This is a genomic window from Bradyrhizobium sp. Rc3b, from assembly GCF_900114915.1.
In the GTDB taxonomy this organism is placed as follows: domain Bacteria; phylum Pseudomonadota; class Alphaproteobacteria; order Rhizobiales; family Xanthobacteraceae; genus Bradyrhizobium.
Window position 1 is genome coordinate 42960 of the sequence record NZ_FOUS01000003.1, and the last position, 24539, is coordinate 67498.

Below are 24539 nucleotides of genomic sequence, written 5' to 3' on the forward strand. Positions count from 1 at the left end.
GATGATCTTGGGGATCGACCGATGACGCACGTCACCTTGCGAAGCGAATTCGAAACCCTGATCGACCCCTATGCGCCGGTCGCGCAGGTCGGCACCGGCTTTGACTTCACGGAGGGGCCGATCTGGCATCCGGTCGATCACTATCTGCTGTTCTCGGACATGCCGGGTGACGTGCGCCGGCGCTGGGATGCGCGGCGCGGCGTGGTCGAGGTCAAGCGTCCCTCGAACAAGTGCAACGGCATGACCTATGATGCCGAGCTCAATCTGATCGTCTGCGAGCACGCGACCTCGTCGCTGATCCGCGAGCGGCCGGATGGGCGGCGCGAGGTGCTGGCTTCGCACTTCCAGGGCCAGGAGCTGAACAGCCCGAACGACGTCTGCGTGCACTCCTCCGGCGCGATCTATTTCTCTGACCCCTGGTACGGCCGCATGCCGGTCTATGGCGTCGAGCGGCCGCGTCAGCTCGGCTTCCAGGGCGTCTATCGCCTCGTGCCCGGCGGTGAGCCGAAGCTCGTGGTCGAGCGCAATCTGTTCGACCAGCCGAACGGGCTGTGCTTCTCGCCGGACGAGAAGCTGCTCTATGTCAACGACACCGTGCAGGCGCTGGTCCGCGTCTTCGACGTCAATGCCGACGGCTCGCTGTCGAATGCGCGGGTGTTCGCAAGCGGCATCCGCTCCGAGCTCGAGGCCGGCCTGCCCGACGGCATGAAGTGCGACCAGCACGGCAATGTCTGGGTCACCGCGCCCGGCGGGGTCTGGGTCTATTCGCCGCGCGGCGAGCTGCTCGGCAAGGTCCGGGTGCCCGAGATGGTCGCCAACCTCGCCTGGGGCGGGCCGGATTTCCGCACGCTGTATTTGACCTCGACGCATTCGGTCTACGGCATTCCGACCAAGGTCGGCCCGCGGCACGAGCCTTATATGAGCGGCCGGCGAAGTAGCGGCGGCGCGGCGGCAAGCACCTCGCCGGCGGCACCTATCCTCGCGGACGGCGACATGCGGCTTGATCCGCAGCGCTGTGCCATGATCATCCAGGATTTGCAGAACGACGTCATCATGGATGGCGGCGCCTTCGCCGAGTCGGGCGCTCCCGGGCATGCGAAGCAGCAGCACGTCGTCGAGAATGTCCGCCGTCTCGCGGAGACCGCGCGGGCACGGGGCGTTGCGATCATTCATGTCTGGTTCGTCGTCGAGCCGGGCGCGCCCGGCGTCACGCTGAACGCACCGCTGTTCGAAGGCCTCGTCGACAGCAAGGCGATGGTGCGCGGAAGCTGGGGCGCGGCGCCCGTCTCCGGCCTCGAACCCCGGCCTGGCGATTTCGTCGTCGAGAAGATGCGGATGAGCGCGTGGGAGGGCACTCGGCTGGAGACGATCCTCAAGGCGACCGGGCGCGACATGATCATCAACACCGGCGCCTGGACCAACATGTCGGTCGAGCACACCGCCCGCACCGGGGCGGACAAGGGCTACTTCATGATCGTCCCCGAAGATTGCTGCTCGACCATGAACGCCGACTGGCACCACGCGTCGATCAATTTCGCCATGCAGAACGTCGCGATCGTCACGAGGGCAGATGCCGTCATCAGGGCGTTGGGATGAGCGGTGGCAAAGATTTTGCACCTCTCCTGCTCGCCACGCCCTGACTCCGAGTCAAGTGCCGGCGCGCGCGTCTTTCTTGACGGCTTTCGCCAGGCCCGGCCGGACTGGGACCTCGATGTCGTGGACCTCTGGCGGGAGCGGATGCCGGAATTCTCGGGCCCCATCGCCGAGGCCAAATATGCACGGATGAACGGGCAAGCCTTCAACGACACGCAACGCGACAGCTTTGCGGAGGCCGAGCGCATGGCGCTGCGGTTTTCGTTGGCCGATCGCGTGCTGATCTCGACGCCGATGTGGAACTTCAGCATTCCCTACAAGCTCAAGCAGTGGCTCGACATCATCGTTCAGCCCGGGCTGACGTTCCGGTTCGACCCGTCACAGGGCTATCTGCCACTGCTCAAGGACCGGCCGACGCTGGTGATTCTCGCCAGCGGCAGTGACTTTGCCACCGGCATGAACCGCGGCCGCATCGACATGGCAACGCCTTACCTGCGAGATATCCTGCGCTTCATCGGTATCGACAATGTCCGCTTCGTGCCGATCGGGCCAACCACGGGACCGCAGCAGCCGATTAAGGCTGCGCGGGAAAGGGCGCATCGACGTCTGGCCGCAATGGCGGCGAATTTCTGAGCGCCCGCCAACGCCGAACCCGTTCAGAGAAGCCCGATTTGCGCCGAGCCTTGCGCGTCGCCTGATCGGGCCTGACGATAGACGTGCCCTGGCTCTGCCCACAGAAACCCATTCGAGAACGGCACACCAGGATAGGCCGCCGCAAGCCGGCGGTTGCCGCCCTCGACATCGTCACGGCCGTTCAGCACGTCGCGAAAGGTCCTGGCGACGACGACCATGTCGCAATCCTGCGGCGACAGGCGAAGTGAGCCGACGTTGCTCTCACGCAAGATGCCGGCCTCGCCCAGCAGATTGGCGCAGGTGTGCGACAGGGTCTGCACCCCGTTGATGGTCAGAAAATCCTGCTGCTCCAGCGTGTTCAGAAGGAGACCATCCGGGTCCTTCTCACAGACGAAGCGGCAATTGTCCTTGGCGAGCTTGTGCAGGCGCGCATGATAGCAACGGGCCGAGATGGCCAGCGGCACCCTGCCGAACGCGAACACTTCGATCGTGGTATCGGGAACAGCCCTTGCGATGGTCGCCACCGAGGCCAGCGGCAGCTCCGGCGGCAGGCAGATGCGCCTCGCCCCGCGCGCGGCGTGAAAGGCCGCGCTCGCCTCGTTGTAGATGTTGACGAACGGCCCGATCGCGTGCGGCCGGCCTGCGAGCGCCCTGAGACAGGTCAGGTCATTGACCTCGACCATCACGCCTTCGGCCGCCGCAAGCTCCTCGGTCTGGCGGCGCTCACGCCGCAGCGAAACCAGGATCAGCGAACCCAGCAACACCTGCTTGCCCGCGCTCTGCAGCCGTTCGACCACGCCCGGAATCAAGTCTGCGAAGAACGGCGAGCGCTTCGAGCAGACGACCTCGCCGACGGATACGACGTCGAGCGGCGCTTCGTCGGCGATCCGGAAATAGAAGTCGCGCCAGCGTTCCGGCGCCCAATTGTACAGAACGGGACCGAGGCTGAGTTGCATCTTCCGGACCTCACCTATTCGAAAAGATTAGCGCCAGGTCTTGCGATAGGCGCCGACCGTGGAGGCCTGCCCTTCGGTGAACGGCTTCAGGCTTGCGATCTCTGCCTCACTGCCGCTCTCGAGCGCGGCGAGCGCATGGCGGAAATGTCGCACCACGCTCTCGACATAGGCACGGCCGCGCTGGCGGCCCTCGATCTTGAGCGCGGTCACGCCGGCATCGCGCAAGCCTTTGAGCAGCGTCGTGGCATCCAGGCTGACGGGGTCCTCGAAAATATAGCCGGCGCCCTGCGCGGTCGAGAAGCGCCCCTTGCACAGCGTCGGATAGCCCGCAGGCTCACTCGACCCGAACCGGTTGATGGTGAAGCCACCCAAACTGGACTTCGTCCCCTCCGCGGTCTGTTCGTAGGTCACATGGCTCGGCGGCGAGCAGACGCCCTGCATGTTCGGTGACTTGCCGGTTGCATAGGACGACAGCGAACAGCGCCCCTCGGCCATCACGCAGAGGCCGCCGAACACGAAGACTTCGGTCTCGCAGGCCGATTCCCGGGTGATCTCGGCGATCTCCGGCACACTCAGGACGCGGGGCAGCACTACGCGCCGCGCCCCGAAATTCTCGGCGTAGAAGGCGATAGCATCGGGATTTGCGGCCGCGGCCTGAACCGAGACGTGCAAGCGCTGGTTAGGATGGCGCCGCGCGGCGTAGTCCATCAATCCGATATCGGCGAGGATCAGCGCATCGGCCCCCGCACTCGCCGCATCGTCCACCGCGCGATGCCAGATGTCGACCGCGGAGGCGCGCGGGAAGGTGTTGATGGCCACCAGGATCTTCGCGCCGCGGCCATGCGCCAGCGCGATCCCCTTGCGCAGCTCGTCGCGGCTGAAATTCAGCCCCGGAAAATTGCGCGCGTTGGTCTCGTCGTTGAAGCCGCAATAGATCGCATCGGCGCCGGCATCGATGGCACTCTTCAGCGCCGCCGGGGTGCCGGCAGGACAGATCAGCTCCATCATCTCGATTGCTCGCCATGGCCGGATGAGGCGATCACGCGGCCACGGGTAGCCTCGAAGGCCCGCCTCGCCGGCGCGCCCAGCGGACCGAACAGCGAGGACAGCTCTTCGGCCAGATCGAGCTGGGCGTCGTCGATCGCATTGCGCAGCGCCAGCACCGCCTCCACATCGCCCTCGACCACGAGCTCACGCGAGAACATCAGGGCATCGCCATCGACCCTGCCTTCGAGCAGAGCCAGCAGATTGGCGAGCGAAGCCGAGATCCGCGCATCCAGACCACGCGGCAAGTCACGCACCACCGACAGGCGCGGCCTGGCCTCGACCACGAAGGCGAAGGGCAGATCAATCGGCTTGATACCGAACCGCGCGCGCGCGTGATCGCCGAGCCGGTCGAATATTGCGGGGTTGCGCCGGTAGATCCGCTGCAGGACACCGCCGAGAGCGAGTTGCAACGGCAGCAGAGGCAGGGGACGCATGGCCAATGCGACAAGCGGCGGAATCGTCGGCAACGGGCCGGGCGATGCGGCGGACGGATCATTCATGGCCACACATCTGGACGGATTGCACGCCGATGTATTTGACCGGGAACAATGAAGACCGAAAACAACCCGGCTAGCTCTCATTTTTTGGGAGCTTGTCCAGTTGCAACGTGATGTGCCGCGCTTTCGCGACTTGTCCGACTTCCTGCGCTTCATCGAAAGCCGGGGACAGTTGCGACGCATTCGCGAGAAGGTCTCCGTCGTCCACGAGATCACGGAAATTCACCGGCGTGTGCTCGAGGCACACGGACCGGCACTATTGTTCGAGCAGCCCGTCAAGGCCGACGGCCGCCCCTCGGAGATGCCGCTCCTCACCAATCTGTTTGGAACGGTCGAGCGGATCGCATGGGGCATGGGCATCGCGCCCGACCGTCTTGGAGAGCTCGGCGAGTTGATGGCCGAGCTCCGCGCACCGCGACCACCGCACGGCATCAGGGATGTCCTCGATAAGCTCCCGCTCGCGCGCGCCGCGCTGGCGACGCGCCCGCGCACGCGCGCGGCGGCGCCGGTCCAGGACTGCGTCGCGATGGAGCCCGACATTGATCTTGCGAGATTGCCGGTCCAGATCTGCTGGCCCGGCGAGCCGGCGCCGCTGATCACCTGGCCACTCGTGATCACCGTGCCTCCGGACTCCGCGACGGCGGACCAGGAGGAGAATGTCGGCGTCTACCGCATGCAGGTGCTCGGCCGCGACCGCGCCATCATCCGCTGGCTGGCGCATCGCGGCGGCGCAAGGCATCACCAGCAATGGAAGGCGCTCGGGCGCGACATGCCGGTCGCGATCGTCATCGGCGCCGATCCCGCCACGATCCTTGCCGCCGTGCTGCCGCTGCCCGAGACGCTCTCCGAGCTGCGCTTCTCCGGCATCCTGCGCGGCGAGCGGCCTGACCTCGCACCATGCCTCACCGTCCCGCTCGCGATCCCGGCCGAGGCCGAAATCGTCATCGAGGGCTTCGTCTCCGCGACCGAAACCGCGCCCGAGGGGCCGTATGGCGATCACACCGGGTACTATAATTCCGTCGAGGAATTCCCGGTGATGCGCGTGACGGCGATCACCAGCCGGCGTCAGCCTGTGTACCTATCGACCTTCACGGGCCGGCCGCCGGACGAGCCGTCGCGGATCGGCGAGGCGCTCAACCAGCTGTTCGTGCCGCTGATCCGGCAGCAGTTCCCCGAGGTGACCGACTGCTGGCTGCCGCCGGAGGCCTGCTCCTACCGCGTCGCGATCGCGGCGATCAAAAAACGCTATCCCGGCCAGGCGCGGCGACTGATGCTTGGCCTGTGGTCGATGCTGCCGCAGTTCAGCTACACGAAGCTGCTGATCGTGGTCGACGACGACATCGACATCCGCGACTGGCGCGCGGTGATGTGGGCCGTCTCGACGCGCAGCGATTCCTCGCGCGATCTCGTGACGCTTACCGACACGCCGATCGACTATCTCGACTTCGCCTCGCCGAAATCCGGTCTCGGCGGCAAGCTCGGCATCGACGCCACCACGAAGATTCTGCCGGAGACGGATCGCGAATGGGGCGTTCCGCTGGCCATGGATCCCGCCGTGGTCGCGCGTGTCGATGCGATGTGGTCGAGCCTCGGCCTATCGGGCATGCCGGCGCGCGCTCCGGTCCTCGCATGAGCGGGCGGCAAGGCATCATCGTCGGCATCAGCGGCGCCTCGGGTGCTGCGATCGGCATGCGCATCGTCGAGCTGCTGGCGGACAATCCGCACTACGCAGTCCATCTCGTGGTTTCGCCCGCGGCAGAGCGTACGCTGAGCGAGGAAGTGGGACGCGATGCGCTCGCGCGGCTGCGCGCCCTCGCCTTCCGCCATCATCTTCATTCCGATATCGGCGCCGCGATCGCCAGCGGCTCGTATCCGGTCGCGGGCATGATCGTGGCGCCGTGCTCGATCCGTACGCTCTCGGCCATCGCCTGGGGGCAGCTCGACAACCTCCTGACGCGCGCGGCCGACGTGCAGCTCAAGGAACGGCGCCGGCTGGTGTTGCTGGTCCGCGAGAGCCCGCTGCATCTCGGCCATCTCAGAGCGATGCTGCAGGCGACCGAGATCGGCGCGATCATCGCCCCGCCGATGCCGGCCTTCTATCTGAAACCACAATCGCTGGATGAGGTGATCGACCAGATCGCCGCCCGGGCGATCAACCTGCTCGACCTTGCAAAGCTTCGAATACCGGCAAGGATCTGGTCCGGCCCGGGCGCCGAAGGCGTCTAGCCGGCCGCCTCGGCGGATCAGTTCACCTCGGCAAATCCGAGCGACGCCTTGACGCCCGGCGCGATCATCCAGGGTTGCCAAGGCGGCTCGAACGTCATGGTGACGTCGACCGATTCCACGCCAGGAACCAGGCACGCGCTGTTGGCGACGCCCTCCTTGAGAAAGGACGCGGCGGGGCAGCCGCGTGTCGTCGCCGTCATGGTGATGTGCGCGGCACCGTCCTCGACCGACACATCATAGATGAAGCCGAGATCGACGATGTTGTGGCCGAGCTCGGGGTCGATCACAACCTTCAGCGCCTGCCTGATCTGCTCCACGAGATCATCATCGTTGAAATTCATGCGCGCACCCTCACGGTCAGTTGATAGGAATCCTTCTGCGGCGTGAAGCCGCCGCGCCACTGATGGCCGCGCTTGGTCAGCTCCCGAAACAGGAAGACCGGCTCACGACTGAGCAAGGCTCCGAGCGTCTGCCCGGGTGCAAGCCGCTCCACTGCAGCCAGAATCCGGACCATCGGCTCCGGCGGATCGAGGTCGCGGTTGTCGAGATGAACCACAGGCTCCGGCCAATCGCCATCGCTCAACGCCGCGCGCGCCGGTTCGGCCGCATCGGGCGAGCCGTCGCCCGGCAGAAACCGGATCTCCCATTCGCCGCCTTCGAGCTCGGCCTCCCGATGCGCAAAGCCCTTGCTCGCCATGACGTCGAACAGGGGCACCGGCTTGAAGGGGGCATAGAGCCGCAGCCCCTCCCCGGGCGCGAGCCGCGCGAGCGCGGCCATGATAATCGAGAACGGCTCGCCGCCTGCACGCAGGATCGGCCGGACATCGACGTCGATGAACTCGGTCATTGCAGTCTCCTTTCAATTTCGCGAGACCAACAGTTGGGGCACGACTGCTCCGGTCGGCAGACGCAGCGGCTCCGCCACGTCCGCAAGCCGCCTTGCCCTGATAAACTCCTCGCCCAGGCCGAGCGTCGCGAGCGTCACGGCGGCGACGGCGATGCGGAAGCCGAGTGCCGCGTCGACCAGGAGCATCAGGGTTGCCGCCCAGCTTCCGGCAAAGAACAGCACGAACCATTTCAACGCGCGGCGCTCGTCAACGAGATCTTGCACGCGGGGCGTCGGCACTCTGCCCATCACCGGACCGTAGGTCTCGAGCCAGGTCAGGAACGGGACGATCTTGTAGAGATTGGCGAGCACGAGGCCAGTGAGCCAGCCGAACGCGCCGAGAAAGGCGAGCGCCCCGACATGCGACGGGAGAGAACCGGTCGCAACAAACGCGGCGCCGAGGATTGCGACCGCAACCAGGCTCGCCAGCGCAACGAGGCTCATGCGTGTATTGAGCTCGAGCGCGCGGCGCTTGCGGGCTCTGTACAGGCCGAGCATGTCGCGGCCGTAGGCGATTAGCGACAGCAGCGCCGCAACTCCTGCCAGCAGAAGCGCCAAATTCACCCCGGTCGCGCGCCTGAGTGCGAGCACGCCGCCGACAGCTCCGACGGCCAGCGCGGCAACGCCGGCAAGCCAGGCCAGCCGGCCCAGCCGCGCATCGCCGTCGGGCGCGAGCATGAACATCGCCAGCAGGCGATAACTGACGCCCATGGCCGTGAATGTCAGCCATCCGCCAAGCCCGGCAATCGCATGGATCGGAACGCCGGACACCAGAAGGTCCGGCCATTGCGCGCCGATAGCCGTTCCGGACAGCACCAGAGAGAACATGCCGCCGAATGCCGCCGTGACACAGATGCAGGCAAGCCCGGCTGCGACGAACCGCGCAGGCCCCGGCAGCGGGCGGGCCGACCAGAGTGTCATGCCGAGATTGGCAACGACCAACGCGAAACCGGCAATCAGCAGGCTCGCGCCGACCGGAAGCAGCCAGGGCGGCCCGGTGAAGTGCCCGCCAAGCGTCAGGAAGCCCGCGAGCAGGATGGTTAGCCCAAGCGTCAGCAGCGCCAGAGCCGGCAGTATCCAGCGCTCCGCATAGAGCGGCCTTGCGACCAGCACCGGCACGAACTGGAACAGCGCGCCACACAAGACCGTGCTCAACCAGCCGATGCTGACCATGTGCACGATGACGAGCGTGTCCGGGCCGCCGATGTCGTGGTTCGGAAAACCGAACCCGGCGACAACAAGCACTTCCGCAAGCAGCAGCCATACGATTGCGACCGCGAAGTAACTGATGGCCCATCTACAGAGGCTGGTTCCAATCACGGCTTGCTTCCCGCGTGCGACACGAAACCCGTGTCGGCACCCGAAAAGGTAAGCAGTTGCAGTCACGACCACTTTGTCGAGGCGCAAACTCCGGCGCCTTTGGCGACTGCCGACATCAGCATCTGTTCAGGGCAAGACCAACTTCTTGCGGATCGCATAGCGGACGAGCTCAGCGGTGGACGACATCCTGAGCTTGCGCATGGCCGAGGCGCGATGGGTCTCGACGGTCTTCACACTCAATTTCAGGATGGAGCTGATCGACCTGTTGGTATGCCCCTCCGCGATCAGCTGGACCACGCTCTGCTCGCGCGAAGTCAGCAGCATGTCGGTCCGATTCTCCTTGTTGCCCTGGTAGTCGTGCAGCAGCCTCTCCAGCAGGATGCTGGTGAAGTAAGGCCTGCCGTCCAGCAGGGCCTCGATGGCGGAAATGAGGTGCTTGCGTGCGTCTGACTTGAACAGAAACCCGCGTACCCCGGCCAGAATGGCTTCAGTCAGAAGCTCTTCGCTCTCGTGCATCGTCAGGATCAGAACCTGCGCGCCAAGGTGGAGTGCCTTGAGGCGGCGACTGACCTCCAACCCGTTCATGACCGGCATGGAATAATCGACGATCACGATGTCCGGCCTGGTCTCGAGCGCCAGCGCGACCGCCTGCTCGCCATCGGTCGCCACGCCGCTCACGATCCAGCTGGAATGCGCTTCGATGATTGCACGCAGCCCGGAACGCACAACTTCATGATCATCCGCAATCAAGATGCGTTTCACCGTGTCGTTCCCGTTGGCCGACCCTTGCGCTTCCGGGCCGATACCGGCAGCAAACCGGCAGCACAGTCGAACGATCATAGGGAGCGTGGCTGGAATCGTTATCCCACAAAACCCTGATATCTCCGGGCGAAGGTACCGACGCCCGTATTGCTCGCCGATATCGCCGTTTCAAGCCTCGACCAGCCCGGTCCGAACGGCGTACCGGACCAGCCCCGCCGTCGAGTTCACTTCCAGCTTGCGCATCGCTGCTGCCCGATGGGCCTCGGTGGTCTTGACGCTGAGGTCGAGGATCGCACTGATGCCCTTGTTGCTGTATCCTTCCGCGACCAGCTTGACGACCAGTTGCTCGCGGGCCGTGAGTTCGTGATGCCGCTCGCCGTTGGTCCGCGGCGCATGGTCGAGTTCGGTCTTCCGGGGCCAGAATGGCCGGTGCAGCAATAAGGCTTCGACAGCTGCGACAAGCAGCTTGTTGGCGTCGGACTTCACCAGGAATGCACGCGCCCCCGCCTCGAATGCTTGCTGGGCAAGCAAGCCCGAATTGTGCACCGTGAAGATCAGCACCTCCGTCTGCAGCGGATACTCTCTGATCCGCCGCGCCACCTCGACACCGGTCATGCGCGGCATCGAGAAGTCGACGATGGCGACATGGGGCCGGCTTTCGATCGCGGCTGCTACCGCCATGCCGCCGTCATTCACCTCGGCGACCACCTCCCAATCCACCCGTTGCTCGAGCACCGCACGCAAGCCCGACCGTACCGCCTCATGATCATCCGCGATGAGAATTCGCTTCATGGCAGAGCACTCCGAATCCGCATCGGCGATGGGCCGTGACTCCGGCCCGCCGCCCCGCGGTTAGTGTTTTTTCGCTGATTGTGCGCCTGCGCGGGCCCTTGCATTTGTCGTGGCCCCGCGGCGATTGGCCCTGTTCGCCGGGGGAGCATAGGGAAATACTGCACACAGCACCGTGCCGGCATGCCGCGGCGCGCGACTGGATTGGATGTCGAGCGTACCTCCGATCTCGTGCAGCCGCGCTTGCATCGCCGGAATTCCGACACCAACAGAGACCGCGCTCCTGCCGAAACCCGGCGGGAGCCCAATTCCATTGTCGCTGAGCGTCAGGTGAAACCGGCCGTCCGCGGTATCGATGACGATGGCCACCTCGGTCGCGTTCGCATGACGGAAGACGTTCGTCAGCGCTTCCTGGACGACCCGCAGCAACGTTCGTTTCGTCTCGTAAGGCAACCGATCCACATCCGGCACGATGTCGACACTCGCGCGCAACGACGTGCGCGCCGCAAATCCCTCCGCGTACCGCTCGATCGCAGCCTTCAGGCCCTCACCGGCGAGGTTCCGGGGATGCAGCAGATAGGCAAAGGCGCGGATTTCCCGGAGGGCTTCATCGATCGATGCATCGATTTCGTCGCAGAGCCGCTCGGCCAAGTCCGGTTCGCCGATGCTGCTCCGGATCCGCATGAGACCGAGACTCGCGGCAATCAGGTGCTGGCAGGTCGAATCATGGAGATCGGAGGCTATCCGCTGCTGGATGCCTTCCTGGATCGATACCAGGCCGAGATTCACGTCGAGCCCGTTGCCCTGTCCGACCCCGCTCTCGAACGCGCGGCTGCGCAGGGCGCGGTGGCTGCCGATCAAGCGAACCGCACCACCACACGAAGATTGAACGACCGGAGTTACTACCGTTTCGACGTTCCGGGGCGAGCCACCGAACGCGAGACGCTGCCGGATCCTGATTTCCGCTCCTTCCGCAACGCACGCCCCCAGCGCCTGGCAGACGATTCTAGCGTCGTCCGCGTTCATGCAATCGAACACATCCATGTCGTAGACGTCTTCCGGCGAGAGACCGAGCCGGGACCCAAACTCCGGATTGATCGCCTCATAGACGAAGCGCCCTTCAGGAGACGGACGCACGACGAAGAGGAGATCAGCCGAAAACGTCCAATAGAGCGCTTCGATCGATTGTTCCGAACCTGTCCGCAGCCAGTTTCCGAGGCCGGTTCGATGCGACTCGCTGGCGGGGGAGACATGTACCTTCACGATACGCACTCACTCTTCTCCGGCGACATCGCGACGCTGACAACAGCATCGCTTGTGTCCGTTCGCCTGTTCGGGGACATCTCCCCTCGCCGGCTCGCGGACGCGCCTTGGAGCCGATCCGACTATACACCCCGGAATCGTCCTACAACAAGAGGTAGCATTTCCATGGGATTAAAATCTTGAATCCGCGACACGCCGTCTGCGCTGCGCGACGAAAGCGGTTCTGCGCGTTCGAATTTGCCGCAACAGAGATTAAAAATGCGGAGTTCCGAGGCAGCGGAGTTCGGAGACAGCGGAGTTCCGAGACAACGAACTCCCGCGCCGATAGGCGGCCATGCCTACCAGCGTACCGATGACGCTAGCGGCTGCCGCCACCATTTGCGCCGGACTTCCTCCTGCGTTCCGTCCTTGCTTTCGGAGCCGCTGGAGGCGGTGCAATCTGCAGGGGATGCGATGGCGGCGTCAGACGGTTTGTCGCGGCATCGTCCCGAAGCGCATCGGTATCAAGACGCTGGCTTCGATCGACGGCGTCACGCGGATCGGCGGCGGCAACGGATGCCGCCGCGATGCCCACAACAATGCCGATCAACAGCGACAAGCCTCTTGCGTGCATCGATCGGATACCTCTCAGAATGCGAAGTCCAGACGAGGGCCGATGCGAACGTCCCTATATCGCCGTAGCGGCACGTTCGACGTTCGCGCCTCGTACAGCACGGTCGTCGTGAGCGACAGATTGCTGGCAAAATTATACTTCAGACCGACGTCCGCCGAATAGAGCTGATCGCGCCGCCCGCTATTGAGTCCATCGGTGAACCAGTAAGCTTCGAACAACGGCGTGCTCACAATCGACCATTTGGAATCGAGCTTGACCTCGATACCGAGCACGGCGTCAAAGCGCCAGCGGCGCGCCTCCGCCAGGTCGGAAAATCGATAGGTCAGGAGCAGCAACGGCGAAAACGTCGCGTTGTTGAAGCGGAAGTCGCGCGCAACCGAGCCCATCACATCGTTCGAGGTGAAGGCGAGGTCGCGGTAGATTCCGTCAAAATCGTAGCGATGCTCGTAAATGGCGGAGAAGCGCCAGCCGTCCCAATTCTGGGTCAGGCGCCCGCCCATCCGCGCGACGGCAAAGTTGCCGTCCTTCTCCCGCGAAAACGCTTCATATTGCGCGCGTGCATAGAGGCGGTACGACAGGTCATTGCTGAGGTTCCCGTCCAGCCGGACGCTCACGTCGGGCACGTAGTAAACGTCCGACTTGCGGTTGTCGCGGGTAAACAGGGCGTTGTCGGTGAAGGTGGGCGCGATGGAACCGACGACGCTCCAGGATGGTACTGAGGTGTACGGCACAGGAGCCGCGATCGTCTTGAGCTCGGTGACATCAAGGTCGGCTGCACCTGCCGTGCTCGCGCCGAGCAGACCAAAGATCGGCAGAAGAATTCTGGATCTTCGCATGGTGTCCCTCGATGGCTGTCGCGTGCATCGGGATTCGCGTCAGGCTGTGACACGATTGTGGCGTGTTAATGTTCTCTGACTAAATCACGGGTTGATAAAATCGATCATCGTTTCGTAACAGGCCGCAGTGACCGCTGATGCGGGCCTAATAGTCGACCGCGTCCCTGGTGATCGGACAACTCATGCAATGACCACCGCCGCGACCACGTCCGAGTTCCGCACCAACGATGGTGACGACCTCGATGCCTTCCTTGCGCAGCAGCGTGTTGGTGTAGGTGTTGCGGTCATAGGCGAACACGACGCCAGGGGATGCGCAGACGAGATTGGCGCCGCTATCCCACTGGGTCCGCTCGCGCATATAGGCATTTCCACCCGTCTCCACCACGCGCAGCTTCTTCAGCCCAAGCGCCTCTGCGACGACCTCGACGAAGGGCTTTTCGTCCTTGCGCAGCTCGATGCCTGCGGAGTTGTCGGCCGGACGGTAGGAAAATGCCGCGATATTGTTGACGATGTCCGGATAAAGCAGCACGCAATCGCGATCGGCGAATGTGAAGACCGTATCCAGATGCATCGCCGCTCGAAGCTTGGGCATGGCAGCCACGATCACGCGCTCGGCCGCCTTCTTCCTGAACAGGGCGGCAGCGAGCTGGCTGATGGCCTGCCGCGAAGTACGCTCGCTCAATCCGATCAGCACGTTGCCTTTTCCGATCGGCATCACGTCGCCGCCCTCAAGCGTCGCAAGGCCGTGATCCTGTGTCGGATCACCCCACCAGACATTGACCTTGCCGGCGAAATCCGGATGGAACTTATAGATCGCGGCGGCGAGGATAGGCTCTTCGTGGCGCGCCGGCCAGAACAGCGAATTCAGCGTAACGCCCCCGTAGATCCAGCAGGTCGTATCGCGCGTGTACAGGGTGTTGGGAAGGGGCGGCAGAAGATACTCGGTCATGCCGGCCGCTTCCCGGATGAGCCTGAGCGTCTCGCCGCCGCGGGCTTCTGGAAAGTCCTGGGTCGACAATCCGCCGATCAGCGTCTCCGCCAACTCGCGCGGCTTGAGGCTTTCCAGATAGCCGCGCAGCTCGTCGATCAGGCCGAGGCCAACCTGATTGGGGATCACCTGGTTGTCGAGGATCCACGTCCTCGCCTCCGGAATCGCGACCGTGTCGGCGAGGAGATTGTGCATCTCGACGACTTCGATTCCGCGGTCGCGCATCTTCTGCACGAAATCGAAATGATCGCGCTTGGCGTTGTCGACCCATAGGACGTCGTCAAAGAGCAAGGTGTCGCAGTTCGTCGGCGTCAGACGTTGATGGGCCCGCCCCGGCGAACAGACCAGCACCTTGCGCAGCTGGCCGACTTCCGAATGAACACCGAAGGGAATCCCTGCATCCGATGTCTGCTTTGTCATGAGGCCTATCTCCGGAACTGCTCCGCTCAGATCGTGATGTAGCCGGTGGCCAGGCCATGAACGCCGACGACCGCGCCGATCGCAACGACAATGAAGATGATCCACTCGGCGAAGGTGAAGACTCTCGCCTTCTGCTCGAGGCGCGCCCACAAATACAGTGCCGTGCCGGGCGCGTAGAGGATGGCCGACAGCAGCAGATATTTCATTCCGGCCGCATAGATCAGGAAGAGCGTGTAGATCAGCGCAATGCCGGTAAAGATCAGCCCGCTTCGACGCGCGTCCGGGCGCTTCTCATAGGTCTCGCCCCGCTTGACCAGCAAGAGCCCGTAGGCGGCGACCAGGAAAAACGGGATCAAATTCATGACGCTCGTCAGATTGAGCATCAGCGAGAAGGCGTCCCGCGACCAGTAGGTGCTGATGACGAAGAGCTGGACGACGATGTTGGTCAGCCACAGCGCCGCAGCCGGGACCTTGTTCTCGTTCTCGGTGCCGAACAGGGCCGGCATATCCCTGGTGCGGCCCGCGGCCGAAAGAACTTCGGTGCAGATCAAGCTCCAGGCGAGATAAGCCCCGAGCACCGAAACCAGAAGTCCGATGCTGACGAAGACCGCGCCCCAATGCCCGACCACGGCCTCCAGCACCGCCGCCATGGACGGCTGTCGCATCTCGGCGATGTCGGCGCGCGGCAGCACGGCGTAGGGCAGCATGGTGACGAGCACCATCAGGCTGGTCACCATCACAAAGCCGATGATCGTCGCCGCGCCGACATGGGATCGTTCCTTGGCATAGCGGGAATAGACGCTGGCCCCCTCGATCCCGAGGAACACGAACACCGTGACCAGCATGGTCGCGCGGATCTGCTCGAAGAGCCCCTTGTCCGGCATGCCCTCGCCGCCCCAGAAATTGTCGCTGAACTGGTCGGCCTTGAAGGCGAAGATCAGGATGACGATAAAGACCAGGATCGGCACGATCTTGGCGATCGTCACGATGGTGTTGATCGCGGCGGCCTGTTGCACGCCACGCAGGATCATGAAATGGAAGAGCCAGATCCCGATCGAGGCGACGATGATGGCGGTGACGGTATTGCCGTCGCCGAACACGGGAAAGAACGCGCCCAAGGTCGACTTGATCAGGACCCAATACGACACGTTGCCAATGCAGCTTCCCATCCAGTAGCCAAGCGCCGAGAGGAAGCCGGGATAATCGCCGAAACCCGCTTTCGCATAGGCGTAGACACCGGCGTCGAGTTCAGGCTTTCGCTCTGCCAATGACTGAAACACGCGCGCCAGCGTGTACATGCCACCACCGGCGATGCACCAGGCGAAGATGGCGCCGAATGGACCGGTTGCGATGCCGAAAGTGCGCGGCAGTGAGAAGATGCCGGAACCGACCATGGAGCCGACCACCACGGCCGTCAGAGCAAACAGCGAAAGCTTCTGGATCGACGGCGTCGCGCTCATGTGAAGGCCTCGGACCGCGAACGATGGTCGGCGCAGCGGCCGCGTCGCTCGCTGCGAGCCGGACGATGCGCCGTGGAGCGCGCATGGCCAATCAGGTGATTACCTAGTCGAGGTCCGGGATTACCCTCACCGCCCACACGCCCTCAGGCCGCGAACGAAGAACCGGAAGCTTCGGCCGGCTCCTTTCCGCCGAACCATGCCACATACAGTGTCGGCAGGAAGACCAGGGTCAGACCTGTCGCAACCAGCAGGCCGCCCATGATCGCAAAGGCCATCGGCCCCCAGAACACCGTCGGAGCAATCGGGATCATGCCGAGAACGGTGGAGACGGCCGTCAGCATGATTGGACGAAAGCGGGAACTGCTGGCATCCACCGCGGCCTGCCAGGGTCCCTTCCCCAGTGAACGCTCCGCCTCGATCTGGCCGATCAGGATGACCGCGTTCTTGCTGATCATGCCGAGCAGAGCAAGCACACCGAGAATGGCGACGAAGCCCAACGGCCGCCCCGACAACAGCAGCGCTGCGACGACGCCGATCAGACCGAGCGGTGCAACGCTGACGACCATCAACAATCGCGGAAAGCTCTGCAACTGGGCCATCAGGACCGTGAACATGACGAACAGCATCACGGGCACCACCGCCATGACGGACGCCTGAGAATTCCGGCTTTCCTCCACCGTGCCACCGACCACGACGCGGTATGAAGCCGGCAGCGCCGCCTTCAGCTTTGCCACGGCCGCGGCCTGCCTGTTGACGACCGTCTCCGGCAGCACACGGTCGGCAATGGCCGCCCGAACCGTGAGCGTGGGCACGCGATCTCGTCGCCAGATCAGCGGAAACTCCTGATTATATTCGAACGATGCAAACTGGCTCAATGGAACGGTCCGGCCACCCGCGATCGGCATCTGCAACGTGCGTAAGCTCGCCAGCGAGACGCGCTGTTCATCGGTTGCGCGGACCACCACATCGACCAGGTAGATATCGTCCCGCACCTGCGTGACCGGCGTGCCGGATATCACGGTGTTCAGAACGGTGGAAATCGTCTGCGAACTGAGGCCGAGAAGTCGGGCCTCGTCCTGGTTGACGCGAATCCGCACCTGGCGATCGGGCTCCATCCAGTCGAAATTCACGCTCTTGGCGGCCGGATCGGCCCCGACGATCCGTGCGACCTCGAGCGCGATGTCACGCACCCGCTCGACGTCGGGGCCGCTGACGCGATACTGCAGCGGCCATCCGACCGGCGGGCCAAGGCCGAGCGGAGATACCGACGAGATCGCGTTCGGAAACTCGTCGGCGAGGAATCGTTCCAGCTTGCCATGCAGCCGCTCACGCGCCCCGATGTCTTTGGCCACGACGACCGCCTGCGTGAAGAAGTCGTTCGGCAATTCGACGCTGAGCGGCAGATAGAACCGGATCGCACCGCGCCCGACATAGGTGCTCCAATGCGCGACATCGGGATCGCCCGTCAGCATCTTGTCCAGACGTTTTGCCGCGGTTTCGCTGGCAAAAATCGACGAGTTCTGCGGCAGGCTGAGATCGACCAGCAGTTCCGGCCGATCGGAGGACGGAAAGAACTGTTGCGGAATGAGCGGCAGCGCGAGCACGGAGGCGACGAACAGCGCGGCGGTCCCACCGAGGGTCAGCCATTTGGCGCGGATCGCCGATATCAGCAAGCGTCGATACAGCCGGAATACCCGTCCGGGAGCCGCAGCGCCCTTCTGCTTGGGCGGGACAAGGATGGCAACGCCGAGCAGTGGCGCGAAGATCACCGCGACGAACCAGGACGCCAGTAGCGCGATCGCGACCACAGCGAACAGCGAGAACGTGTATTCGCTCGCGGCGCTGGCGGCAAAGCCGACCGGAATGAAGCCCGCGATCGTCACGAGCGTCCCCGCAAGCATGGCCAGCGCGTGGGTCCGAAAGGCGTAGCTGGCGGCCTCGACCTTGCTGTCGCCCAACGCCAGGCGAATGAGCGTGGCATCCGTCGTCGTCATGGCGTCATCGACCAGCAGGGCAAGCGCAATGATCAGGGCCCCGAGCGATATCCGCTGCATGTCGATCTGAAGCACCGCCATGACCGGAAACACGACCGCGAGCGTGAGCGGGATCGCCAGCGCGATGATAAGGCCCGGACGAACCCCAAGGCTGATGAAGCTCACGGCCAGAATGATGGCGATCGCCTGCAACAACGAGGTCATGAACTCGCCGACCGCCTTGCCCACGACGACGGCCTGGTCGGCCACCAGGCTGGGCTCGATCCCGATCGGCAGATCAGCGGTGATCCGCGCCATCGCCGCCTTGACGTTCCTGCCGAGCGCGAGGATGTCGCCGCCGTCGCGCATGGCGATGGCAAGCCCGATCGCCGGACGGCCATTGATCCGGAACAGCGGCTGAGGTGGATCGGCGTAGCCCCGCCGCACTTTCGCAAGGTCGCTCAGGCGCAGCATGCGATCGCCGGCGGCGAAGTTGATATCGGCGATGTCCTGCTCGGACAGGAAGCTGCCCGACACCTGCAGCGATATCCGCTCGGTGCCGGTCTGAATCGTTCCAGCCGGCATCACGATATTCTGCGCCCGCAACGCCGCGATCAGAGCCGTGCGATCAACACCGAGATTTGCAAGCTCCTGCTTGGAGAACTCGACGAAGATCACTTCCTCTTGTGCGCCCAGCAGCTCGATCTTCGCGACATCCGGCACAGCCAGGAGCTGCGAACGGATCGCCTCGACCCGGTCACGCAGCTCGCGTTGCGCGAAGCCATCGCTGGTAAAGCCATAGACGATGCCAAAGGTGTCGCCGAAATCGTCGTCGAAGAACGGACCGACGACACCGGCAGGCAGCGTATGGCGAATGTCGCCGATCGTCTTCCGCACGTGGTACCAGGTATCGGAGACATCCCGCGCATTGGTGCTTCCCTTGAGGTTCACGAAGATGGTCGTGAGGCCTGGCCGGGTGAAGCTGCGCAGGAAATCCAGATGCGGGGTCTCCTGCAATTGGCGCTCGAGGCGCTCCGTCAGCTGCTTCATCGTCTCGTCGGCCGTCGCCCCTGGCCAGACGGCATGAACGACCATGGTCCGGATCGTGAAGGCGGGATCCTCGTTCCGGCCCAGCCGGAAATATGACAGGACGCCGGCGGCCACCGCTATCAGCATGAGGTAGACGACCAGCGAGCGTCGCCCCAGTGCCCATTCCGAAAGGTTGAATCCACTCATCGCCCCGACCCGAGCACGCGCACCTTCTGGCCTGGATGAAGTGCCTGAACGCCTGCGGTCACGACGATCTCGCCGCTATCAAGCCCTTGCGCGACGATCACCTGCGCCTGGTCGAACCGCAGCACGTCGACGTTCCGCACTGAGACCGTATTGGCCGAGGGATCGAAGACCCAGACGGCCGGCTGTTGATTCATCCTCGTCAGCGCGGTTGCGGGAATGCCGATCATCGGGCCGGAGCTCGCCTCGGCGCGCCCGACCACGGTCGCCCCGAGCCGCATTGCAGCCGGCGGATCGGTAAGGCCCACCTTGACCTCGAAGGTCCGCGTGACCGGGTTGGCCTGGGCGGCGACCTGCCGGATGCGCCCCTGTGCCGTCACTGCCGGATCGTCCGTGAGCGCGACCGTTACCTGCAGATTGGCAGGCGCCGCTCTCACCAGTTGGGCGGGCACATCGAAGACCGCATCGCGACCGTCCTGGCGAGCGATCTTCGCAATCGTCTGCCCGGCCTGAACGACCTCGCCGGCGGCGGGGCCGGTTTCGGTGACCTTGCCCGGCGCATCGGCGCGCAGCTCGGTAAAGCCAACTTGATCGTGGGCGGCGCTCAACTGGGCTTCGGCCATATCGAGCTGCGATTGGGCGGTCTGCTGCGCCTGCGTCGCGGCTTCGAAGTTGGCGCGGGTGGTCCAACCCTGCGCCAGCAGCGTCTGCTGACGCTCGAAATGATTGCGGGCCTGAGTGAGCTGGCCTTGCGCAGCAGCAAGTGCCGCCTGCGCCTGGCGTAGCGCGTTCGCTTCGTTCTGCGATTCCAGTTGCGCCAGAAGCTGGCCGGCCTGGACGCGATCACCAAGCCGGGTGTTGTTCGAAAGCAGCCGCCCGCCGATTCGAAATGCGATGCTTACCTCGTCCTCCGCCTCGATACGCCCCGTAAACGTGAACGGCGTTAGCTGCTCGCGCTTCTCGACCGTGGTCGTGCGAACCGGACGTGGCGCCGGGGGCGCATCCTCCACCGGGCCTCTTTCACAGGCGGCAACCAGCAGCGTGGTGACCGCTGCGACAAGCGCGATGTTCAGCGGCCGCATCGGCATGACATGATCATCGGTCAACTGCTCCGCTGACGATCTTGTCGATAGATCATCTCGCTTCCATCGGTAAATCTACTGAGCGATCACAGATGCAATCGTGGTCCGGAGAACCTTCCGGCAGCAGTCAGAAGATTCCCAGGGCAACGTCAGGCAATCACCCGATACCGGAAACGCCGCAAGCGGTGCATTAAGGCTGCACCTGCTCCCGCCGCGGCGCGTTCGCCAAAGCAGCAGGTGGCAAGGGAACCGGCCGCTCAGGCTCCGAATGATTCACACGACGACAGGAGGATCGACATGAGAAAGCTGGCTTTGCTGTCCGCGGCCATCTTCATTGCGCTCAGCGCGATGGGTTCGACGACGCCCGTACAGGCGCAGGATCTGGCATGGTGCTCGAAGATCAAGGGAATGCTCAACTGCATGTATGAGACCCGCTCCCAATGCCGCGCATCGGTGAGCGGGCGGCAGGGCACCTGCGTGCAAAATCGCCGCCGCTGACGGCAGCGCTCAGTCCGATATCGGCCGGGCGGCGTAAATGACGTGCTGTTGGTTGTCGTACGCCACCCGGATTCGGCATGAATGCCAACTGTGCCTGCCCCATCGGGACATTCCTCCCCAACATCCGGGGTTTCCTCCAATCGCGGCGGGTCTCCTTGCACGGTAGCATCGACTGCTCCGGTTCGCATTTGGATCAACGGGAGGTGTCAATGTCCGATCTTGTCGCGATCGTGTATCCGTCGGAAGCAAAGGCAGAAGAAGTGCGCCAACAGCTATTCAAGCTGCAGAAGGAATATCTGATCACAATCAGCGACGCCGTGATTGCCGTTAAGACGGACGCGGGCGGCATCAAGCTCAATCAACTCGTCAATACCACTGCCATGGGCGCAATGACGGGAAGCTTCTGGGGCCTTCTCATCGGCGTCCTGTTCCTGAACCCGATCCTCGGAGTCGCGGTAGGCGCCGCGTCCGGCGCGCTCGGCGGCGCGCTCTCGGACTTCGGCATCGACGACGCCTTCATGAAGAGCCTGTCGACCAGCCTCCAGCCCGGCAACGCGGCCCTGTTCGTCCTGATCAAGCACATGACGGCGGACAAGGTAATCAACGAGATCAAGAGCGCCGGCGGCGTTGTGCTCAAGACGTCACTCGACGAGACGAAGGAAAAGCTCCTCCGCGATGCGCTGACGAGTGCGGTGGAGCGGCCGGCGGCCTGAAGCCGCCGTCCTCCCCATCTCAGCGCCGGCCGCCTGCAAGCCGCAACAGCATCATGAAGAGGTTGATGAAATTCAGATAGAGCGACAGCGCCGCGATGACCGACTTGCGACCCGCGGAGGTATGGTCATCCGTGCTGTCGTACATCGTCTTGATCCGCTGCGTGTCGTAGGCGGTAAGCCCGGCAAATACGCCGACGCCAACGATCGAGATCAGCCAGTCGAGCGCGCTCGAGGACAGAAAGATGTTGATCAGGCTTGCGATGATGACGCCGATCAATCCCATGAACAGGAATGTGCCCAGCCCGGAGAGATCGCGTCGCGTCGTATACCCGAACGCACTGAGCGCTCCGAAACTCGCGGCGGCGATGAAGAAGACCCGGGCAATCGACGAGTCCGTGTAGATGTGGAACAATGTCGAGAGCGATACGCCGACCAAGGCTGCGTAGAGGAAGAACAGCAGCCGTGCCGTCGACACGGACAGCGTGTTGATGCGCGAGCCGATGAAGAACACCAGCCCCAACGGCGCCAGAATGAAGACCCACATCAATGGACTCTGCAGCAGTGCCGGGCCTGTGACCTGATAGGTCAGCCAGGCCACAACGGCGGTCAAGCCGACGCCCGCGGCCATGTGAGCGTAGATGCGAAGCATGTATTCATGCAGGCCGGCGTCCACCGCAAACGCACTGCCAGTCGTCTCTGCCGCAGTCAGGTCTTGATCGAAATTTGACACATCCGCCTCCTCAGGGACTTTGCCGAGGGAGGCGACACTAATCCTCGGGCTTCCGGAGCGGCATCGGACAATCACCCGAATGGCGGCCGTGGAAATTACCCTTCTCTGTCGCAACCGCGGGCATCGCAGCGACGCCGCACATGACCGATGCGAGAGCTTGGAACGACGTCTAAGCCCTTTGGCCTACGCTCCTTACAGCTTTGTCACTTGGAAGCCGGGCGGGTCGCGATCTAACCCATGCCATGCGCTTCTTCTTTCACATCGCCGACAAATACGGCCTCTTTCCCGACGGGATCGGACAGGACTGCCTAGATCAGGATGCAGCCATCCTGCACGCCAGGCGCCTCGCCGCCGAGCTCGCCAAGGCCGGTGAATTCTGCCGCGGCGGCGTCGTGCTTGTGGCCAGCCCGCCGCAGACGGCTTGCGGAGCCCCGGGCGGCGGCTGATTTTTCTGCCCTCACCTCCTACAGAGAATCCCTGATGTGCGCATGCGGCAGACACTTCTAAGGTCGTCCGCGGGGGGCGGTCGGCAGATGTGACCACCGCCGCGCTCCGGATTGGGAGGCCACCTTCCGTCATGGCGTCTTCGTCGAACGAGGCCGATCAAGAGCTTTCCCGCAACGCGTTGATTGCGCTTGTGATCGGATCGATGGTGGGATCCGGTATCTTCGCCCTGCCGGCTGCATTCGGACGCGCCACCGGCGCCTTCGGTGCGATCATCGCATGGATCATCGCAGGGACGGGCATGCTTATGCTGGCGCTCGTTTTCCAGTCGCTGTCGCAGCGCAAACCGGAACTGGATGCCGGCATTTATGCCTACGCCAAGGCCGGATTCGGCGACTACATCGGATTCGCCTCGGCAGCCGGCTACTGGATCGGCTGCTGTCTTGCCGACGTCGCCTGTCTCATTCTGATCAAGGCCACACTCGGGCAGTTCTTTCCGATCTTTGGCGACGGCACGACGCCGACGGCCATTGCATCGGCGACACTGCTTCTGTGGAGTGTGCACTTTCTTGTGCTGCGGGGCATCAGGGGCGCGGCCAGGCTCAACACGATTGCAACCTTCGCAAAGATCGTTCCGATACTCCTGTTCATCGTCGTGGCCGCGTTCGTTCTCGATCGCGACCTGTTGGTGCGGAATTTCTGGGGAACGGAGCCGCCGAGCCTCGGACAGGTGCTGAGCCAGGTACGCTCTACGATGCTGCTTACCGTATTCGTCTTCGTCGGCGTCGAGGGCGCGAGCGTCTATTCGCGCTACGCCAGGAATCGCGCGGACATCGGCATTGCGACGGTGGTGGGCTTTCTGAGCGTTCTCTGCCTGCTCGTCCTGGTGACGCTGCTCTCCTACGGCGTTTTGCCGCGGAACGAGCTGGCGGATCTTTCGACGCCGTCGATGGCAGGCGTGATGGAATCAATGGTCGGGCGCTGGGGCAACGTGTTCATCAGCGTGGCGCTGTTGATCTCGATCCTCGGCAACTATCTGTCCTGGTCGCTGCTCGCCGCGGAGATCCTGCATTCGGCGGCGATACACCACACGATGCCGTCCTTTCTCGCGCGTGAGAATGCGAACAAGGTTCCTGTCGGTGCGCTCTGGCTGACCAACTGCGTGATCCAGGCGTTTCTGCTCGTCAGCTGGTTCGCCGAATATGCCTTCACGCTCGCACTGAAGATGACGAGTGCGATGACGCTGATCCCGTACGTCCTCGTCGCGGCCTATGGCCTCAAGCTCGCATCGACCGGCGAGACCTATTACGCCGGCGAGCGCGCCCGCACGAGCGATTGGATCCGCGCCGCCGTTGCGACGCTCTACGCCGCCGCGATGATCTACGCCGGCGGCCCGAAGTTTCTCCTGCTGTCCTCGATCCTCTACGCGCCCGGAACCTTGCTGTTCCTGATGGCCAAACGCGAGCGCAAGGAAAGCACCTTCACGAGAACCGAAGCCATCCTGTTTGCAGCGGTCGCAATCGCGGCGGGCGGCGGAGTCTATGGGCTCGCCGTCGGTGCCCTTTCGATCTGACCCG

24 protein-coding genes are annotated in these 24539 nt (G+C 63.9%); 8 read left to right on the forward strand and 16 right to left on the reverse strand.

The annotated features are described in order from the left end of the window. The first annotated feature begins 21 nt into the window (after positions 1-21). A complete protein-coding gene (locus BM190_RS07025; RefSeq protein ID WP_092253144.1) occupies positions 22-1596 on the forward strand; it encodes an isochorismatase family protein in 1575 nt (524 codons plus the stop codon). Positions 1597-1599: 3 nt separating this feature from the next. Beyond that, positions 1600-2226 carry an FMN-dependent NADH-azoreductase gene (locus tag BM190_RS07030; protein ID WP_092253146.1) on the forward strand — a complete coding sequence of 209 codons (627 nt, stop codon included), beginning with the start codon at positions 1600-1602 and terminating at the stop codon, positions 2224-2226. A 23-nt stretch (positions 2227-2249) separates the two neighbouring features. Here BM190_RS07030 and ubiV read toward each other — a convergent pair whose 3' ends face one another. Genes ubiV through ubiT form a run of 3 tightly spaced genes read right to left on the reverse strand, consistent with a single transcriptional unit; the run spans position 2250 to position 4729 of the window. Further along, complete coding sequence (gene ubiV / locus BM190_RS07035; RefSeq protein ID WP_092253147.1) at positions 2250-3182, reverse strand: ubiquinone anaerobic biosynthesis protein UbiV; 933 nt, start codon at positions 3180-3182, stop codon at positions 2250-2252. Positions 3183-3209: 27 nt separating this feature from the next. Beyond that, complete coding sequence (gene ubiU / locus BM190_RS07040; RefSeq protein WP_177236998.1) at positions 3210-4187, reverse strand: ubiquinone anaerobic biosynthesis protein UbiU; 978 nt, start codon at positions 4185-4187, stop codon at positions 3210-3212. Continuing rightward, entirely contained in the window at positions 4187-4729 is a 543-nt protein-coding gene (gene ubiT, locus BM190_RS07045; protein ID WP_092253151.1) for a ubiquinone anaerobic biosynthesis accessory factor UbiT, read from the reverse strand. Before ubiT ends, ubiU begins: the two co-directional genes overlap by 1 nt. 100 nt (positions 4730-4829) lie before the next feature. Here ubiT and BM190_RS07050 point away from each other — a divergent pair, with 100 nt between their 5' ends. After that, on the forward strand, positions 4830-6359 hold the full coding sequence (locus BM190_RS07050; protein WP_092253153.1) for a UbiD family decarboxylase: 1530 nt from the start codon (positions 4830-4832) through the stop codon (positions 6357-6359). Continuing rightward, complete coding sequence (locus BM190_RS07055) at positions 6356-6952, forward strand: UbiX family flavin prenyltransferase (protein WP_092253155.1); 597 nt, start codon at positions 6356-6358, stop codon at positions 6950-6952. The genes BM190_RS07050 and BM190_RS07055 overlap by 4 nt, the downstream gene beginning before the upstream one ends. 17 nt (positions 6953-6969) lie before the next feature. On the opposite strand, the gene BM190_RS07060 is transcribed toward BM190_RS07055, so the two are convergent. The 12 genes from BM190_RS07060 to BM190_RS07110 all read right to left on the reverse strand — a co-directional run bounded on the left by BM190_RS07060 (position 6970) and on the right by BM190_RS07110 (position 20601). Further along, positions 6970-7293, reverse strand: a complete 324-nt coding sequence (locus BM190_RS07060) for a metal-sulfur cluster assembly factor (protein WP_092253157.1) — start codon at positions 7291-7293, stop codon at positions 6970-6972. Then, positions 7290-7799 (reverse strand): DUF2249 domain-containing protein, encoded by a 510-nt coding sequence (locus BM190_RS07065; protein WP_092253160.1) that lies wholly within the window; start codon positions 7797-7799, stop codon positions 7290-7292. The genes BM190_RS07060 and BM190_RS07065 overlap by 4 nt, the downstream gene beginning before the upstream one ends. Before the next feature lie 12 nt (positions 7800-7811). Then, the gene (locus tag BM190_RS07070) at positions 7812-9158 is read right to left on the reverse strand and encodes a hypothetical protein (protein ID WP_177236948.1); all 1347 of its coding nucleotides are present in this window, start codon (positions 9156-9158) and stop codon (positions 7812-7814) included. Between the two features lie 126 nt (positions 9159-9284). Then, positions 9285-9920: a response regulator gene (locus tag BM190_RS07075; RefSeq protein ID WP_026201965.1), complete on the reverse strand. Its 636-nt coding sequence runs from the start codon at positions 9918-9920 to the stop codon at positions 9285-9287. Between the two features lie 168 nt (positions 9921-10088). Next, entirely contained in the window at positions 10089-10712 is a 624-nt protein-coding gene (locus BM190_RS07080; RefSeq protein WP_018318087.1) for a response regulator, read from the reverse strand. Positions 10713-10772: 60 nt separating this feature from the next. Beyond that, positions 10773-11981 (reverse strand): sensor histidine kinase, encoded by a 1209-nt coding sequence (locus BM190_RS07085; protein ID WP_092253162.1) that lies wholly within the window; start codon positions 11979-11981, stop codon positions 10773-10775. Positions 11982-12330: 349 nt separating this feature from the next. Further along, positions 12331-12570: a hypothetical protein gene (locus BM190_RS39450; RefSeq protein ID WP_143109024.1), complete on the reverse strand. Its 240-nt coding sequence runs from the start codon at positions 12568-12570 to the stop codon at positions 12331-12333. A gap of 29 nt (positions 12571-12599) precedes the next feature. Next, complete coding sequence (locus BM190_RS07090; protein ID WP_092253165.1) at positions 12600-13421, reverse strand: outer membrane beta-barrel protein; 822 nt, start codon at positions 13419-13421, stop codon at positions 12600-12602. Between the two features lie 145 nt (positions 13422-13566). Beyond that, positions 13567-14829: an arginine deiminase gene (arcA, locus tag BM190_RS07095; RefSeq protein ID WP_092253167.1), complete on the reverse strand. Its 1263-nt coding sequence runs from the start codon at positions 14827-14829 to the stop codon at positions 13567-13569. 26 nt (positions 14830-14855) lie between these two features. Further along, positions 14856-16289 (reverse strand): basic amino acid/polyamine antiporter, encoded by a 1434-nt coding sequence (locus BM190_RS07100; protein ID WP_092253170.1) that lies wholly within the window; start codon positions 16287-16289, stop codon positions 14856-14858. A 143-nt stretch (positions 16290-16432) separates the two neighbouring features. Beyond that, a complete protein-coding gene (locus BM190_RS07105; RefSeq protein ID WP_092253172.1) occupies positions 16433-19498 on the reverse strand; it encodes an efflux RND transporter permease subunit in 3066 nt (1021 codons plus the stop codon). Beyond that, on the reverse strand, positions 19495-20601 hold the full coding sequence (locus tag BM190_RS07110) for an efflux RND transporter periplasmic adaptor subunit (protein ID WP_092253174.1): 1107 nt from the start codon (positions 20599-20601) through the stop codon (positions 19495-19497). Before BM190_RS07110 ends, BM190_RS07105 begins: the two co-directional genes overlap by 4 nt. A gap of 273 nt (positions 20602-20874) precedes the next feature. Here BM190_RS07110 and BM190_RS07115 point away from each other — a divergent pair, with 273 nt between their 5' ends. Both BM190_RS07115 and BM190_RS07120 read left to right on the forward strand, forming a co-directional pair. Continuing rightward, complete coding sequence (locus tag BM190_RS07115; RefSeq protein ID WP_018318095.1) at positions 20875-21075, forward strand: DUF3551 domain-containing protein; 201 nt, start codon at positions 20875-20877, stop codon at positions 21073-21075. A 209-nt stretch (positions 21076-21284) separates the two neighbouring features. Beyond that, positions 21285-21788 (forward strand): DUF1269 domain-containing protein, encoded by a 504-nt coding sequence (locus BM190_RS07120; RefSeq protein WP_028143792.1) that lies wholly within the window; start codon positions 21285-21287, stop codon positions 21786-21788. A 19-nt stretch (positions 21789-21807) separates the two neighbouring features. Here the strand turns inward: BM190_RS07120 and BM190_RS07125 are convergent, their stop codons facing one another. Beyond that, complete coding sequence (locus BM190_RS07125) at positions 21808-22518, reverse strand: Bax inhibitor-1/YccA family protein (RefSeq protein ID WP_092253176.1); 711 nt, start codon at positions 22516-22518, stop codon at positions 21808-21810. 242 nt (positions 22519-22760) lie between these two features. On the opposite strand from BM190_RS07125, the gene BM190_RS07130 reads away from it, so the two are divergent. Together BM190_RS07130 and BM190_RS07135 are read left to right on the forward strand one after the other, a co-directional pair. Continuing rightward, positions 22761-22964, forward strand: a complete 204-nt coding sequence (locus BM190_RS07130; protein WP_092253178.1) for a DUF6894 family protein — start codon at positions 22761-22763, stop codon at positions 22962-22964. A 131-nt stretch (positions 22965-23095) separates the two neighbouring features. Continuing rightward, positions 23096-24535 (forward strand): basic amino acid/polyamine antiporter, encoded by a 1440-nt coding sequence (locus tag BM190_RS07135; protein WP_092253180.1) that lies wholly within the window; start codon positions 23096-23098, stop codon positions 24533-24535. Positions 24536-24539: the final 4 nt, after the last annotated feature.